The organism is Winogradskyella endarachnes (assembly GCF_009741275.1).
Taxonomy (GTDB): Bacteria; Bacteroidota; Bacteroidia; order Flavobacteriales; family Flavobacteriaceae; genus Winogradskyella; species Winogradskyella endarachnes.
On sequence record NZ_WOWS01000001.1, the window covers coordinates 169,347 to 185,801 of the forward strand.

Below are 16,455 nucleotides of genomic sequence, written 5' to 3' on the forward strand. Positions count from 1 at the left end.
AATATAAAAGTGATTTTATGAAAAAATCTGTTTTAATAGTAATATTATTAATTACTACGTTATTTTCTTTTGCTCAAAAAACAACATTGAAGGTTGTTGAAAGTGAAGAGTTTAAGGATAAAGTAAAAGCGGTAAATTTGTTAACAATTTATACAAATAATAATCAAACAGGAGTTGTGAGAGAAAGCAAACAAGATTATTTGTTTGATGTTTTTGATAAAGACCTAAATAAATTACACAGTGCCTTAGTAGAAAGTAATAAAAAAGAAGTGTATGTTGGAGAAGTTGTATTTGGTGATGAAATTAAAGTTTTTACGGTTTATTCTCCAAAGGCTAAAGAGCGTATAGTTTATTGTCATATTTTTAATGTTAAAACTGGTGAGCATACTAAAAAGAATTTATTTGAAGTCACTGTAGCCAAAAAGCGAAGATTGTTTTTTAATAGAAATGATAGGCAGACTAGTTTTGATATCTCTCCAAATGGAAAGTACCTAGCAATAGCAACAGATAATATTTTTAAAGATGTTAATGATTATGCAATTCGTGTTTTCGATGCCAATACTTTAGAGTTATTGTACACAAAAAGCTATCAAAAGCATAAAGAAAAGTATTTTAATCATAACGATATTTCTGTATCTAATAATGCTGAAGTATTTGTACTCGGTAAACTCTATAAAGAAGGTAAACGAGAAAAGAAAAAGGGAGAAGCTAATTACGACTTTATTCTTAATAAGGTTAGTGAAAATAGTAACGAAGAATTATTAGTGTCTCTAGAAAATCAGCATATAAAAAGCTTAAATATTTCTACTATTAAAGATCAACTACATTTATTAGGTTTTTATTCCGAGAAACGTTCAGGTAATATAAAAGGAGGTTGTAATTTTATAATAGATTCTGAAAATTTTGCTATTGCTAGTAAAAAAAATTATGAGTTGCCATTAGATGTTTACGAAGACTTATTTGGAGATAAACGTGGCACCAAAAAAGAAGGTAAAGAGTTAAGTAGTTTTTATATAGATTATATTCTTGAAGATTCCGCGGGTAACACGTACATTTTAGCAGAAGAGTTTTATATAACTCAAACATACATCTCTAATGGAATGAATGGAGGTTATTGGCAAACTACCTACCATTATAATGATATTTTAATCTTAAAGTTTGGTGCTTCTGGAAATTTAGATTGGGGAAGAAGTATATTTAAACGAGCAACAGCACCATCTTATAATGCATTCTTAAAAAATGATGAGCTTCATGTTTTGCTTAATTCAGGAAAAAACCTATTGGAAAAAAAGGATGGTAGAACTAAGGTATCTCAAGGCTGGTTTGAGTCGTCTTCTTTATACGATATAACCTATAATAATTCGAGAGAGGTTATTTATAGTAAAATTCAAGATAATAAAGGTAAAACATACTATTTGCCATATTATGGTACTTTTAATAATGATATATTTATTATGATGAGTGATGGGCGAAAGAAAAGACAGTTTATGAGATTAGAGTAATTTATTTCTATATGATTAAACGATTAAATTGTTAGTATTTAAATATTAAAATTTATTTATATGAAAATTACATTTTACGGTCATGCCTCGTTAGGCATTCAAATTAAGGATACTTATATTTTAGTAGATCCTTTTATAACAGGAAATGAAAAGGCTTCAAATATTGATATTAATACTTTAAAAGCAGATTATATTTTAGTGACGCATGCACATCAAGATCATATTTTAGATGTTGAAGCTATTGCCAAACGCACAGGTGCTATTATTGTTTCAAACTTTGAAATTGTTCAATATTTTCAAAAGAAAAATTTAGAAGGGCATCCTATGAATCATGGTGGTTCTTGGGATTTTGATTTCGGAAAATTAACGTACGTTAACGCTATACACACGTCATCGTTTCCAGATGGTAGCTATGGCGGACAACCTGGAGGTTTTATTATAGAAGGTGAGCACAAAACCATTTACATTGCTGGTGATACAGCTTTAACAATGGACATGAAGTTAATTCCTATGCAGACCAAACTAGATTTAGCTATTTTACCAATTGGTGATAATTTTACCATGGGAATTGAGGATGCTATTTTAGCCAGTGATTTTGTAGAATGTGATAAAGTTTTGGGTTATCATTTTGATACTTTTGGTTATATTGAAATCAACCACGAAGAAGCTAAACGTAAATTCTTTGATAAGGATAAGGATTTAATGTTACTAGAAATAGGTGAGAGCGTAGAGCTTTAAAAAGTGAGATATAAAATGGGTAAAACTTTAATTTTAATACAAAACTATTTTAGCTGTATCTTTGCAGCACTATGAAAACGAATCAACTTACAGATTGGCTGCCAACAACTAATAAAGAAGTAAAACTAAGAGGTTGGGACGAATTAGATGTTATACTCTTCAGTGGAGATGCTTATGTAGACCATCCTTCTTTTGGTCCTGCTGTAATTGGTCGTATTTTAGAAAGTTACGGTTTAAAGGTGGCTATTGTTCCACAACCAAGTGTACATGACAATTTACAAGATTTTACTAAACTAGGAACACCAAGATTGTTTTTTGGGGTTACAGGTGGTTGTATGGATCCTATGGTAAGTAATTATACGGCAACTAAAAAACGTCGTGATAAAGATGCATATACACCAAATGGAGATAAAGGATTTAGACCAGATTATGCAACTTCTGTTTATTCTAAGATTCTTAAAGAGAAGTTTCCAGATGTTCCCGTTTTAATTGGTGGTATAGAAGCCTCATTACGTCGTGTAACCCATTATGACTATTGGAGCGACAAACTATTACCAACCATTTTAGAAACCTCTAAAGCAGACATGCTTGTTTATGGTATGGGAGAACAACCATTACGAGAAGTAGTGGAGTTGTTACAAAAAGGTGTACCGTTTTCTAGTTTAAAAACGATTAAACAAACAGCGATTTTATTAGATAAGGATGAAGCGATTCCTAAAAATAAGAATTGGGAAGATGTAGAAATTCATTCGCATACGGTATGTTTAAACGATAAGAAAAAATTTGCATCAAATTTTAAGGTTATTGAGCAAGAATCTAATAAGCTTAAAGCTAACAGAATTTTTCAGCAGGTTAATGATAAAATGTTGGTGATTAATCCACCGTTTCCTACCATGTTAGAAGAAGAAATTGATGCTTCTTTTGATTTACCTTATACGCGTTTACCGCATCCTAAGTACAATAAACGTGGGCCAATTCCTGCGTTTGAAATGATTAAGTTTTCTATAAATATACATCGTGGTTGTTTTGGAGGTTGTAGTTTTTGTACTATTTCAGCACATCAAGGAAAATTTATAGCTAGTCGTAGTCAAGAATCGGTTTTAAAAGAAGTAGATAAGGTAGCAAATATGCCAGACTTTAAAGGCTATTTGTCAGATATTGGAGGACCATCTGCCAATATGTATAAGATGAAGGGAAAAGTGCAATCTATTTGCGATAAATGTGTGGCACCTTCTTGTATTTCGCCTGTAATCTGTAGTAATTTAGATACGTCTCATAAGCCATTAACAGAGTTATATCAGGCTGTAGATAAGCACCCTAAGGTAAAAAAATCTTTTATTGGTAGCGGAATTAGGCATGATATGTTGGTGCCAGAATTCAATAAAAATGCTGATGCAAAAGAGTTAGATGATTATACAGAAGAAGTCATGACTAAACATATTTCTGGGCGATTAAAAGTTGCTCCAGAACATACCTCTGATCCTGTTTTAAAGCTAATGCGTAAACCTTCGTTTACTTATTTTCATAAGTTTAAAGAGCGTTTTGATAAAATCAACATTAAAAAAGGTTTAAAGTTGCAGTTGATTCCTTATTTTATTTCAAATCATCCTGCTTGTGAAGTAGAAGATATGGCAAACTTAGCTGCAGAAACCAAAGATATGGGCTTTCAGTTAGAACAAGTACAAGGGTTTACACCAACACCAATGACGGTTGCTACTGTGATTTATTATAGTGGTTATCATCCATATACTTTGAAACCAACCAAGACACCAAAAACTAAAAAAGAGAAAGATGATCAACATCGTTTCTTCTTTTGGTATAAAAAAGAAAATAGAGATTGGATAAAAAAGACCTTAAATAAAGTAGGTCGAAAAGATTTGGTAGAAGCTTTAGTTCCAGAACAAGAAAGTAAAGGTTGGAAAAGTGTGAATCTTAAAGCTGTTAAAAATACGTTTGATGACGCTGTACCTACAACAAAATCTAATTCTTCTAGTGGTTCTCGCAGAAAACGGAAACATAAGTCTCGTAAGAAGCGACGATAGAAGTATGTTTTGGTTTATTGGCTTTAAAAATAAATTTAATTCAATCCTAAATAATTTCGGTTTAATAGGTAATTCATATTTTTATTATTAGCTATTTTTGATGGAATAAATGAAAGCAACCTACCACAAATATAATTTAGAGTTTAAACGACCAAGCGGAACATCGAGAGGTGTAATGACTACCAAAGAAACTTGGTTTATTGTTATAGAACAAAACGGTAAAACTGGAGTAGGTGAGTGTGGTATTTTAAGAGGCTTATCTATTGATGATAGACCAAATTATGAAACTACCTTAAAATGGACTTGCGATAACATTCATTTAGGTTTAAATATCCTTTTAGACAAACTCATCGAGTTCCCAAGTATTCAATTTGGACTAGAAACCGCTTTTAAATCTTTAGAAAGCACAAATCAGTTTGAATTATTTCCATCAGATTTTACAAAAGGTCAAGACGCAATCCCAATAAATGGTTTAGTTTGGATGGGAAGTGAGGAATTTATGCGTACCCAAATAAAAGAAAAGATTGAAGCTGGTTTTGATTGTATAAAGCTAAAAATTGGAGCCATTGAATTTCAAACGGAATTAAATATTTTAAAATCTATCCGAAAAGAATTTTCTGTTAACGACATAGAATTGCGAGTAGATGCCAATGGCGCTTTTTTACCAAATAATGCTTTAGAGAAACTAAAACGACTTTCAGAATACCAATTACATTCCATAGAGCAACCTATAAAACCTAAGCAATTTGAGGTTATGGCTCAATTGTGCCAAGAGACGCCTTTACCAATTGCTTTAGACGAAGAATTAATAGGTATTTTTAAAAAAGAGGAGAAGCAAAATGTATTACAGACTATAAAACCGCAGTACATTATTTTAAAGCCAAGTTTGGTTGGTGGATTTGAAGGAAGCCAACAATGGATAGATTTTGCTGAAAATTTAAATATAGATTGGTGGATTACAAGTGCTTTAGAAAGCAATGTAGGCTTAAATGCCATCTCACAATGGACCTACACTTTAAAAAGTAAAATGCCACAAGGTTTAGGAACCGGAAGTTTATATACCAACAATTTTTCTTCGCCATTAACAGTAAAAAATGGTACTTTGCAATACAATTTAAAACAACCCTGGAAATTTAATTTATAAGCATGAATTACATACAACAAGCCTACAAAGGATTACATGAAGGATGGAGATATCTCGTAGGTACAATTATTATTATCATTTTTGTAATAGCTGGTCAGATACCGTTTACAGTTGCTGCTTTTATTGAAGCGAATAATCAAGGTCTAAATATATTTGAATTAGACGAAAGCACAATGATGGGTGTTTTAGAATCTAATCTCAATTTAGCGCTAATGTTATTGTCATTTGCAGTTGGTTTAGTAGGCATATTTGCGGTAAACAAATGGTTACATAAAATGACCATAACGCAATTAACTACAGCACGTAAAAAAATCGATTGGAAACGTTTTTGGGTTATATTTTTTGCTTGGGGAATTTTATCATCTGGATTAGTTTTAGTTGATTATTTTATGACACCAGAAAACTATGTTTGGAATTTTGATTTAAAGAACTTCTTAATACTCAGTGTTATCGCTATAGCCTTAGTTCCACTTCAAACCAGTTGTGAAGAATATTTATTTAGAGGGTATTTAATGCAAGGTTTAGGCGTAATTACTAAAACCAAATGGTTTCCTTTATTAGTAACATCTTTTATTTTTGGTATGCTTCATATTGCAAACCCTGAGGTTGAAAAATTAGGCAATGTAATAATGATATATTATATTGGTACAGGTTTGTTTTTAGGTATTATCACTTTAATGGATGAAGGCATGGAATTAGCACTTGGATTTCATGCAGCTAACAATTTGTTTACAGCTTTATTGGTAACAGCAGATTGGACAGCATTTCAAACGTATTCCATTTTAAAAGATACTTCGGATCCAACAGAAGCAGCATTAGTAGATATTATTGTACCAGTATTTGTTATTTTTCCTATCTTGTTATTCATTCTGTCTAAAATGTATGGATGGACTAATTGGAAAGAAAAATTATTCGGAAAAGTCTCTGAGCCTCCAAAAGAAGATTATAAAATAATTGAATAAGAAATTATGACACCAACATACGAAAAAGTACATAATCGTTTTAAGTTTAACGGACTTCATTTTAAACACGAAGAGTTAAAAGAAGTGGCCTATAGTCTTATAAAAGAAGGTAAACCCTACGAAAGAATAACAGGAAATTTTTTAATAGATTGGTTAAATAATAAAGATTTTTTAATTGTTAATACTTCTGGTTCTACGGGTTATCCAAAACAGATTAAATTAAAAAAGCAAGCTATGGTAAACTCTGCCATTGCAACAGGTAACTTTTTTGGTTTAGAACCAGGAGATAAAGCTTTGCATTGTTTACCGAGTCATTTTATAGCAGGAAAGATGATGTTTGTACGTGCTTTAGTATTAGGATTAGAAATAGATTTTGTAGAGCCTTCAGGTCATCCTATTTTCGATTATGAAGTGCCTTACGATTTCTGTGCTATGATTCCGTTGCAATTAAAGCATACTATTAATCATATTCAAAATATTAAAACCATTATTGTTGGAGGATCTAAGGTAACTAAACCCTTACTTGAAAAAATTAAAAACTGCGAACCAAGATTTTATGAAACTTACGGAATGACAGAAACAGTAACGCATGTTGCAGTGAGGTCTTTAGAATCTAAATCTGGCGAAAAGGAACCATTTTTTAATGCTTTAGAAAATGTAAAATTTAAACAAGACGAAAGAAATTGTCTAGTAATTCAAGCACCAAAATTAGTAAAAGAAACTTTGGTAACTAATGATATTGTTGATTTAAAGTCAGAAACTAGTTTTAAACTTTTAGGTCGTTTTGATAATGTGGTGAATTCTGGAGGTGTAAAATTATTTCCTGAGCAAATTGAAGAGAAGCTTCAACCTGTTATTGATGAACGCTTTATTCTTGCAGGTGAAGAAGATGCAGAATTAGGTGAGAAATTGATTTTAATTGTTGAAAATCCGCGCGATTCAAAAGAAAGTATTGCAGAAAGAATTAAATTTTTAAAAGGCCTAACAAAATTTGAAGTTCCAAAGAAAATTTATTTTATAGATCGATTTTTAGAAACTGTTAATGGTAAAATTCAACGAAAAAAAACGATTAATTCTGTATTAGAAGGTTAACTCACTCAATTGCATACTTTACTCATTACTAGTTTTATTTCATAGTGATTGTATATAGGTTTACACAAACTTATAAATCAACTCACATGAAAAATTTTATTCTTATTTGCTGTATCATATTGTCCGCCTGGCAATTACAATCTCAAGAAAAAACAATTACCGGAACCGTAACTGCCGATTTTGATGGCACGCCTTTACCTGGTGTAACTGTAACTGTTGGTGGAACGTCTCAAGGCACACAAACTAATTTTGATGGAAAATATTCCATAAAAGTAAAACCAGAGGATGTGTTAAAATTTAGTTTTTTAGGTTATAAAACGGTAACTAAAAAAGTGAATGAAGCAATAGTCATTGATATTTCAATGCTAGTAGATGATTTAACGTTAGATGAAGTTGTCGTTGTAGGTTATGGCACATACCAAAAACAAGCCTATACAAGAGCGGTCTCATCAGTGCGTACTGAAACTAAAAGAAGACCCAATGCCAATTTAGCTCAAACATTACAAGGACAAGTTTCAGGAATAAATATAACTAGTGGTTCTGGTCAACCAGGAACTAATGCAAATGTTAGAATTAGAGGAATTGGTACTATTAATGGAAATAATAAACCTCTAATAATCGTTGATGGTGTGCCTTTTAATGGTGATATAAATAGTATAGATCCAAACGATATTGAAAGTATAACGGTTCTAAAAGATAGCGAAGCTACAGCTATTTATGGATCAAGAGCTGGTAATGGTGCTGTGCAGATTTCTTCTCATACCAAAACTTATAAAGAAACAAACACAGAGACTTACGCGGAAATTCATGAAAATCCGTTTAAGATATCAGGATTAACACCATTGTCCACATTTTCAATAGATGTAGATAAAGCAGGCTACAGTAATGTTAGACGCATGATAAACAATGGGCAAAGAATAGTACCAGATGCTGTAAAGCTTGAAGAAATGGTAAATTATTTCAATTATAGTTATCCACAGCCAGAAGATGAACATCCATTTTCAATACATACAGAAGTTGTAAAAACGCCTTGGCACGCAGATACACAATTGGTTAGAATTGGTTTGCAAGGTAAAACATACGAAAATAATAATTTACCTCCATCTAACTTAACTTTTCTAATTGATGTATCTGGTTCCATGAGTTCTCAGAACAAATTACCTTTATTAAAAAGTGCTTTTAAATTATTAGTTAATCAATTGCGAGAAAAAGACAAGGTATCAATTGTGGTTTATGCTGGTGCAGCAGGTGTGGTTTTAGAGCCAACTTCAGGAAATCAAAAACAAACCATTTTAAATGCTTTAGATAATTTAAATGCTGGTGGCTCAACAGCAGGTGGTGCAGGAATTGATTTGGCTTATAAATTAGCAGAAAAGAATTTTAAAAAAGATGGTAATAATAGAGTTATATTAGCAACAGATGGTGATTTTAATGTTGGTGCTTCTAGTGATAAAGCCATGAAAAAATTAATTGAAGAAAAACGTAATTCTGGTGTGTTTCTTTCGGTTTTAGGATTTGGTTACGGAAATTACAAAGATTCTAAGTTAGAAACTTTAGCTGATAAAGGAAACGGAAACCATGCGTACATTGATAATATGCAAGAGGCTCAAAAAGTCTTTGGTAAAGAATTTGGTGGTACGTTGTATACTATAGCAAAGGATGTAAAAATTCAAATAGAATTTAATCCACAAAAAGTACAGGCCTACCGATTAATTGGCTATGAAAATAGGCTTTTGGCAGATGAAGATTTTATAGATGATACTAAAGATGCTGGCGAATTAGGAAGTGGACATACCGTAACTGCGTTGTACGAAGTTATTCCTATTGGCGTTGAAAATGATTATTTAAAAAAGGCACCAAAATTAAAATATACTTCATCCGCACAAACTGAAAACTTTAAAGATGAATTATTTACTGTGAAGTTTAGATACAAAAAACCAACAGAAGATGTAAGTATACAAATAGAGCACATACAACATAGTGGCATTTCTGAAGCTTCTGTTGATATGAATTTTGCTTCGGCAGTTGCCTTATTTGGTATGCAATTAAGACAGTCTAAATATTTTAATGAAGCACCATTATCTCAGGTGATTCAATTAGCAGAATTAGGAAGAGGAGAGGATAAAGAAGGTTATAGAGCAGAATTTATAAGACTTGTTAAAGCTTATGATAATTTAAACTAAGAAGGAATCTTTTTAATAATTGTATTAAATAAAAAACCCAATGCATTGGCATTGGGTTTTCTGTATTGTAATATCTGTAAGGATTAGTTTCCTTCAGATAAGTTTTTCATTTCAGATTCAACCATTTCATAGAATTGGTCAATTTTAGGCAATACAACAATACGTGTACGTCTGTTTTTTGCTCTATTTTCAGCAGTATCATTTTCTACTAAAGGCACATAAGAACTACGTCCAGAAGCAATTAATTGTTGAGAATTAACACCTAAGCTTTCTAAAACTCTTACTACAGATGTTGCACGTTTTACACTTAAATCCCAGTTATCAATTAATGGTGGCTTGTTATATGGCACATTATCAGTGTGTGACTCTACCATAGCTTCAAAATCTGGCTTACTGTTAATAACCTTAGCAACTTTACCTAATATTTCATTAGCTCTTGTAGTTACGTTGTAGCTTCCACTCTTAAATAATAATTTATCAGCAATTGAGATAAATACTACACCTTTTTCTACATTAATTTCTATATCTGGATCACTAATACCAACTGCTTTTTTAAGACTTGTTACAACAGCAAGTGTTACACTATCTTTTTTAGTTAAAGCATCTTGTAATCTTGTGATTTTTAAATCACGTTCCTTTAAACTTTCTAAAGATTTTTCAAGATTTTCAGCACCCTTTTGAGTTAAAGTTGTTAAGTTACCTTTAGTATCAATTAAATCTTGATTTGCTTTACGTAAATCAGCTAATTGGTCTTTCATTGTTTCTACTCTTGCATTGGCAGCCGCTACATCAGACAAGCAACTATTTAATTTTACAGTAGCTGTATTTAATAAATCTTGAGTTTCTTGATATTTTTCTTGTAAGGCAATATGCTCTTTCTTAGACACACAAGAGGCTAAAAATAACATTGAACATGCACTTAATACTATTAGTTTTTTCATAATTTAATGATTGTTTAAAATTTTAGTTTTAACACAACAAAATTATGGAAAAGAAGAGTCCATGGTGTATGGATTAACATAAACTTTAACAGTTTTTATAAACACCTAAAAGGTAGTTCTTTGCTTTGTAAAATAAGACCAAACAATAGATTTGGTTTCAAAATAACCTGAGCGTTTAGAAATTTTTTTTCGTTGTTTTATAAGACGTGGCAAATTCTTGTAAAATGAAAAATGTGCTTTTAAAATAGCAAATAAAAAAGCTGGTTTAAATTGAAATAAAAACCGAATACCAGCAATACCATCTAACACCATTCTAACCCAAATAATAGCTATTAAATTAGCATCTACATTTTTAAAAAGTGTAAAGAGGCTATTTCTAAAATTTAGATAGGTTTTTTTTGGGTTTATATTGCTTAGAGTGGCACCACCAATATGATAAACTACAGAATTACCAATATATTTAGCGTTGTAATTGTTGTTAAAAGCGCGCCAGCACAAATCTATTTCTTCCATATGTGCAAAATAACTTTCATCAAAACCATTTAAAGTTTTAAAAACAGAATTTCTAATAAACAAACATGCTCCAGAAGCCCAAAAAATAGCTTTTGTATCGTTGTATTGTCCTTTGTCTTGTTCTAGGGTGTCAAAAATACGGCCTCTGCAATAAGGATAACCATATTTATCAATAAAGCCACCTGCTGCTCCGGCATATTCAAACTGCGTTTTATTTTTAAAATCTAATATTTTGGGTTGAATAATAGCCGTATTTTCGTTGGTGTTAAATTCTGATACAATAGGCTGAAGCCAATTTTTTGTAACTTCAATATCACTATTTAGCAAGCAAAATAATGGCTCTTCAACTTGTTTTAAAGCTTCATTATAACCTTTAGCATAGCCACCATTTTCAGTGTTTTTAATGATTTTAACTGTAGGAAAGGTTTCAGATACGTAGTCAATTGAATCATCTGTAGAGGCATTATCTACAAGATAAACCACAGCATCATTAGAATATTTTAAAACTGAAGGCAAAAATTGTTCTAGCAATGCTTGTCCATTCCAGTTTAAAATAACAACAGCTAAGTCTTTTGTTTGAAGCATTTATAGGGATTTATAAGCAGGAATTTCCTTTAAAAACGAATAACGTTCTTGTTCCATATCCATTTTACAATAATAATGATTTAAACCGTTAGTTACCATTAAATACGTCGCATTTAAAACAAGGTTATAGCGTGCAATTTGGTCAAAAGTAGTTTGGTCTATTTTTATGCTATGCGATTTACATTCTACAATTAAAAAAATACTGCCATCAGGATTAAAAATAACAATATCATAACGTTTTTTTAAGCCATTAATGGTGAGCTCTTTTTCAACATTAATCAGTGATTTAGGGTAGTTTTTGTCGTTGATTAAAAAATGAACACAATGTTGTCGTACCCATTCTTCGGGTTGAAGTATGATGAATTTTTTACGAATGACATCAAAAATAGAAACTTTATTTTCTGTACTTTTGAAACGGTATTCAAACTTTGGAAAGTTGAGCTCTTGAAACACTAAAATTACTGATTTGGTTCAAATTTAAGGACATAGACGCAATATCCAAAGTACAAATTATAAACTTGTAATTTTTACATTTTTGGACGAAGCAAAACAAATAGTTACTGCAATAAAAAAAGGCGACATAAAACCTATTTATTTTTTAATGGGTGAGGAGGCTTATTACATTGATAAAGTGTCTGATTTTATTGAAGATAATGTATTAGATGAAGCAGAAAAAGGGTTTAACCAAATGGTGCTTTATGGTAGAGATATTACCATAGATGATATTGTCAGTAATGCTAAGCGTTATCCAATGATGGCAGAGCGACAAGTTGTTATTGTAAAAGAAGCCCAGGACTTAAGCAGAACTATTGAGAAACTAGCGAAATATGCTGCAAATCCGCAACCAACAACCGTTTTAGTGCTTAACTATAAGTACAAAAAGTTAGACAAGCGTAAAGCGTTGTATAAAGCTATAAATAAGGTTGGTGTGGTTTATGAGAGTAAAAAAATGTACGAGAACCAAGTTGCAGATTGGATACGACGTGTACTTGCTGGTCAGAAATACGATATCTCACCAAAAGCAGCACAAATGTTGGTTGAATTTTTGGGTACGGATTTAGGGAAAATTGACAACGAGCTCAGTAAACTTAAAATCGTCTTACCTGCAGGAACACAGATTACTCCAGAACACATTGAAGAAAACATAGGAATAAGTAAAGACTATAATAATTTTGAATTGCGTAAAGCGGTTGGTCAACGTAATGTTGTAAAAGCCCATAAAATTGCTAAGTATTTTGCAGACAATCCTAAGGACAATCCTATGGTTGTAACCGTGTCTTTATTGTTTGGTTTCTTTTCGCAATTATTACATCTTCATGGTATGTCTGATAGAAACCCAAGGACTGTTGCATCTGCTCTAAAAGTGAACCCTTATTTTGTTAATGAGTATTTAGATGCAGCACGTAATTATCCGATGAAAAAGGTAAGTTATGTCATTGGTGTCCTACGAGATTTTGATGTAAAAAGCAAAGGTGTAGGTGCTAATGCAACACCTCAAGGCGATTTGCTTAAGGAGTTGTTAGTTAAAATATTAGGTTGATTTTTCTATTTTATAATTCCTGTAAAAATAGCAACGTAATACAAGCCAGTGATTATAAATACAACACCTGCAACCAAACGCATTATTTTTTCAATTTTAGTAATTCGGTTGTAAAAGACTCCAACTTTTCCTGCAGTAAAAGCTAATAAGTATGTGAATAGTATAACAGGCAAACCTGTTCCAAAAGCGAATACAATGGGCAAATATAATCCATCTGCAGATGCTATGGTCATGGGAATAAGCATGCCAAAAAACAATGCTCCACTATAAGGACAAAAGGCTAAAGCAAAAACAACTCCAATTAAAAAGGAGCCTAAAAGCCCTTTGTTTATAAATTTTTCGGATAATTTTTCTTGAAAATTAGATTTTCCTAAGAAATTAAGCTTAATAATATTTAACATTATCAATCCTATAATAATCAATAAAGGCCCCAAATACTTTTCGCCATTCTGATTAAAAAAACGTGCAATATGAAATTTACTTGCGCCAAAATATAGTATTAATCCAATGGTTGTATAACTAAACCCTCTACCTAAGGAATATAACAAACCACTTAAAAATACTTTTTTCTTGCTCGAAATGTTTTTAGAAATAAAAGCTGTTGCAGTAATATTAGTCGCTAAAGGACACGGACTAATGGCTGTCATTAATCCGAGTATAAGAGCTGATAAAATAGGAATATTATAATTCTCTAAAAGCGATTGTAAAAAGTCCATGCTGTAGATTCTAGCGAAATTAAAGCGCTTTCAATTCGGTATCTAATTTGGCTTTAAGTTCAGAAGAAAAGGCCTCTTGGTTAGTTCCGTTCATAAAAGCAAATTCTGTTAAATCGATTTTTGTTTCTTTTCCATCTTTAATAACATTTAAGATTAATGCGGTACCTGAGGCTTCAAATTTTTCAGCAATACTTTCATTCTTTTCTTCATCTACATTGACTACTTGAAACGTAATTTTATTAGCTTTTAATTCGTTAGCAAAATACGTATCTAAAGTATATTTTGTATTGGTCTCAATGGCATTGCACGTCATGCATCTATGCGTAGAGTGGAAGTCGTAAACTTCAATTTTAGAAACCGAATTATCTATAGTTTTATTGCTGGTTTTGGTTTGACCATTACAAGCCGTTAGCAGTACTATTATGATTAGTGAAGCTAAAATTTTAATTGTTTTTTTCATTTTTTATTGATTAAAGTTTATAGTAATATGTTGAATAAGTAACCCGAAATGATAATGCATAAAGTGACAACACTAAAGAAAATAGCAATAAGCTTTAAAGACATTACTTTCTTTAAAAGCATGGCTTCTGGTAAGGATAAGCCAACAACACCCATCATAAATGCTATTGCAGTACCTAACGGAATGCCTTTGGCAACTAAAACTTGAGCAACAGGTAAAATACCAGAAGCATTAGAGTACATAGGAACCGCTAATATAGTAGCAATTGGCACGGCAAAGATGTTATCTTTAGCCATGTATTTTTCAAAAAAACCTTCGGGAATATAACCATGCATTAAGCCACCAATGGCAATACCAACAACGACATAAGGAATAACACCTTTTAAAATGGTTTTTACTTCATCCCAAATAACAGGCAATCTATCTTTTAAAGATTTTTTATCTGCAATAAAGGCATCTTGTTCTTTTTGGGCATTGGCTAAAATTTCCTTAACCCATGGTGTTAAGTATTTATCTAATTTAAATTTCTGAAGTATAAAACCAGATATTGTTCCTAATAAAATTCCACTAGCTACATAGATTAAAGTTGTTTTTAACCCAAAAAGCCCAATAAAGAGTCCAATGGCAACTTCGTTAACTAGAGGCGAAGTAATGAGAAAAGCAAAAGTAACACCTAACGGAATTCCACCTCTTACAAAGCCTATAAACAAAGGCACTGAGGAGCAAGAGCAAAATGGTGTAACCACGCCAAATAGACTAGCCATAAGGTATTCTAAGCCATATAATTTGTTGCGAGATAAGTAGTTTTTAACCTTGTCAATAGGAAAATAACTATTTACTATTCCCATTATAAAGATAATGACGAAGAGTAAGAGTAAAATCTTAATAGTATCGTAAATAAAGAAGTTGAGCGCTTCTGATAAGTGAGCTCCTTTATCTAGTTCTAAAACATCATAAACTGTCCAGTCTGCTAAGTTTTGTATCCAATCAAACATTTTGAAGTGTTTTAATGGTTCCTTCAATATGACAAGACAATTTTATAGTATTATAAATAGTACCATGCTTTTCAATGTTCTTTTTTAATAAAGCAGTATTTAGCTTTTGGTCGTCGGTATAGATGGTTAATTTATAGACTAAATCTTCCATTCTTGGTGGATTTTCTAATCGTGTGGCATTAACTTTAAGTGTCGTTTTTGTATAGTTAAATTTCATCATCTCTGAAAAACGTTCAACATTTTTTAGCATACAAGCAGCAAATGAACCCAAAAATAATTCCGCTGGATTAGGAAGAATTTTAGCCGTTTTTGAAGTCGTACCAAATTCAATATTAGATGCTTTTATATGAATAACAGCGTCTTCATTAACTTTTGAAGACGCATCAATTTGATAATTCATAATACATGTGTTTAATTCAGTAAGGCGAGTACTTCGCTTTTAGAAGGGATTCTGCCTTTTATGGTAATAACATCATCTATCACTAAAGCAGGTGTAGACATAACGTTGAATTTCATGATTTCCATAATGTCTTCAACTTTTTCAATAGTAGCATCGATGTTATTTTCTTTTATTACATCACTGACAATACCTGTCATTGATTTACATTTTGGACAACCTGTACCTAAGATTTTAATTACTTTGCTCATAATAATTTAATTTGTTTATCGCCAATAGACGATTGATTTATAAATAATATTATTCAAAAAATTGCTGAAATAATGTTTTAGCTGTATTCCAGTTTTCTTGGTTAATACAATATTTTATTTTAGGAGATTTTAATTCGCCTTGAATTAATCCGGCATTTTTTAATTCTTTTAAATGTTGAGAAATTGTAGATTGTGCTAAAGGAAAAACATCTACCAAATCGCCCGTAAAACAACAAGATTGCTTATCTAAATAATTTAATATGGCTATACGAGTAGGATGCGCTAAGGCTTTTGCAAATTTAGCTAAGGCTTTTGTATCTGCTTTATAAGTTATAGGTTCTAAATTTCGTTTCATCTAATTAAATTGTCTATCGCAAATGTACGATTGGTTATT

The 16,455-nt window shown here is 31.5% G+C and carries 17 protein-coding genes; 8 read left to right on the forward strand and 9 right to left on the reverse strand.

Annotated features, from left to right (window positions below):
• The first annotated feature begins 17 nt into the window (after positions 1-17).
• The 7 genes from GN138_RS00800 (at position 18) to GN138_RS00830 (ending at position 9,663) form a co-directional block, all read left to right on the forward strand.
• Positions 18-1,502 carry a hypothetical protein gene (locus GN138_RS00800; protein WP_157361417.1) on the forward strand — a complete coding sequence of 495 codons (1,485 nt, stop codon included), beginning with the start codon at positions 18-20 and terminating at the stop codon, positions 1,500-1,502.
• 60 nt (positions 1,503-1,562) lie between these two features.
• On the forward strand, positions 1,563-2,240 hold the full coding sequence (locus GN138_RS00805; protein WP_157361418.1) for a metal-dependent hydrolase: 678 nt from the start codon (positions 1,563-1,565) through the stop codon (positions 2,238-2,240).
• A 71-nt stretch (positions 2,241-2,311) separates the two neighbouring features.
• Positions 2,312-4,282, forward strand: a complete 1,971-nt coding sequence (locus GN138_RS00810) for a YgiQ family radical SAM protein (protein ID WP_157361419.1) — start codon at positions 2,312-2,314, stop codon at positions 4,280-4,282.
• Between the two features lie 109 nt (positions 4,283-4,391).
• On the forward strand, positions 4,392-5,426 hold the full coding sequence (locus GN138_RS00815) for an o-succinylbenzoate synthase (protein WP_157361420.1): 1,035 nt from the start codon (positions 4,392-4,394) through the stop codon (positions 5,424-5,426).
• A gap of 2 nt (positions 5,427-5,428) precedes the next feature.
• A complete protein-coding gene (locus tag GN138_RS00820; RefSeq protein WP_157361421.1) occupies positions 5,429-6,388 on the forward strand; it encodes a CPBP family intramembrane glutamic endopeptidase in 960 nt (319 codons plus the stop codon).
• Positions 6,389-6,394: 6 nt separating this feature from the next.
• On the forward strand, positions 6,395-7,480 hold the full coding sequence (locus GN138_RS00825; protein ID WP_157361422.1) for an AMP-binding protein: 1,086 nt from the start codon (positions 6,395-6,397) through the stop codon (positions 7,478-7,480).
• A gap of 86 nt (positions 7,481-7,566) precedes the next feature.
• Positions 7,567-9,663 (forward strand): VWA domain-containing protein, encoded by a 2,097-nt coding sequence (locus tag GN138_RS00830; RefSeq protein WP_157361423.1) that lies wholly within the window; start codon positions 7,567-7,569, stop codon positions 9,661-9,663.
• Positions 9,664-9,746: 83 nt separating this feature from the next.
• Here GN138_RS00830 and GN138_RS00835 read toward each other — a convergent pair whose 3' ends face one another.
• From GN138_RS00835 to GN138_RS00845, 3 genes are all read right to left on the reverse strand, one after another.
• Positions 9,747-10,604, reverse strand: coding sequence for an OmpA/MotB family protein (locus GN138_RS00835; RefSeq protein WP_157361424.1), 858 nt, complete (start codon positions 10,602-10,604; stop codon positions 9,747-9,749).
• A 105-nt stretch (positions 10,605-10,709) separates the two neighbouring features.
• The gene (locus GN138_RS00840; RefSeq protein WP_157361425.1) at positions 10,710-11,702 is read right to left on the reverse strand and encodes a glycosyltransferase family 2 protein; all 993 of its coding nucleotides are present in this window, start codon (positions 11,700-11,702) and stop codon (positions 10,710-10,712) included.
• Entirely contained in the window at positions 11,703-12,155 is a 453-nt protein-coding gene (locus GN138_RS00845) for a type I restriction enzyme HsdR N-terminal domain-containing protein (protein ID WP_317162689.1), read from the reverse strand.
• Between the two features lie 82 nt (positions 12,156-12,237).
• On the opposite strand from GN138_RS00845, the gene holA reads away from it, so the two are divergent.
• Complete coding sequence (gene holA, locus GN138_RS00850; RefSeq protein WP_157361426.1) at positions 12,238-13,242, forward strand: DNA polymerase III subunit delta; 1,005 nt, start codon at positions 12,238-12,240, stop codon at positions 13,240-13,242.
• A gap of 5 nt (positions 13,243-13,247) precedes the next feature.
• Here the strand turns inward: holA and GN138_RS00855 are convergent, their stop codons facing one another.
• The 6 genes from GN138_RS00855 to GN138_RS00880 are packed head-to-tail and all read right to left on the reverse strand — an operon-like array spanning position 13,248 to position 16,416.
• Positions 13,248-13,958 (reverse strand): aromatic aminobenezylarsenical efflux permease ArsG family transporter, encoded by a 711-nt coding sequence (locus GN138_RS00855; protein WP_157361427.1) that lies wholly within the window; start codon positions 13,956-13,958, stop codon positions 13,248-13,250.
• 19 nt (positions 13,959-13,977) lie between these two features.
• On the reverse strand, positions 13,978-14,418 hold the full coding sequence (locus GN138_RS00860; protein WP_157361428.1) for a nitrophenyl compound nitroreductase subunit ArsF family protein: 441 nt from the start codon (positions 14,416-14,418) through the stop codon (positions 13,978-13,980).
• Between the two features lie 17 nt (positions 14,419-14,435).
• Complete coding sequence (locus tag GN138_RS00865) at positions 14,436-15,413, reverse strand: permease (RefSeq protein ID WP_157361429.1); 978 nt, start codon at positions 15,411-15,413, stop codon at positions 14,436-14,438.
• Entirely contained in the window at positions 15,406-15,813 is a 408-nt protein-coding gene (locus GN138_RS00870) for an OsmC family protein (protein WP_157361430.1), read from the reverse strand. The genes GN138_RS00865 and GN138_RS00870 overlap by 8 nt, the downstream gene beginning before the upstream one ends.
• An 11-nt stretch (positions 15,814-15,824) precedes the next feature.
• A complete protein-coding gene (locus GN138_RS00875) occupies positions 15,825-16,061 on the reverse strand; it encodes a thioredoxin family protein (RefSeq protein ID WP_157361431.1) in 237 nt (78 codons plus the stop codon).
• Positions 16,062-16,110: 49 nt separating this feature from the next.
• On the reverse strand, positions 16,111-16,416 hold the full coding sequence (locus tag GN138_RS00880; protein WP_157361432.1) for an ArsR/SmtB family transcription factor: 306 nt from the start codon (positions 16,414-16,416) through the stop codon (positions 16,111-16,113).
• Positions 16,417-16,455: the final 39 nt, after the last annotated feature.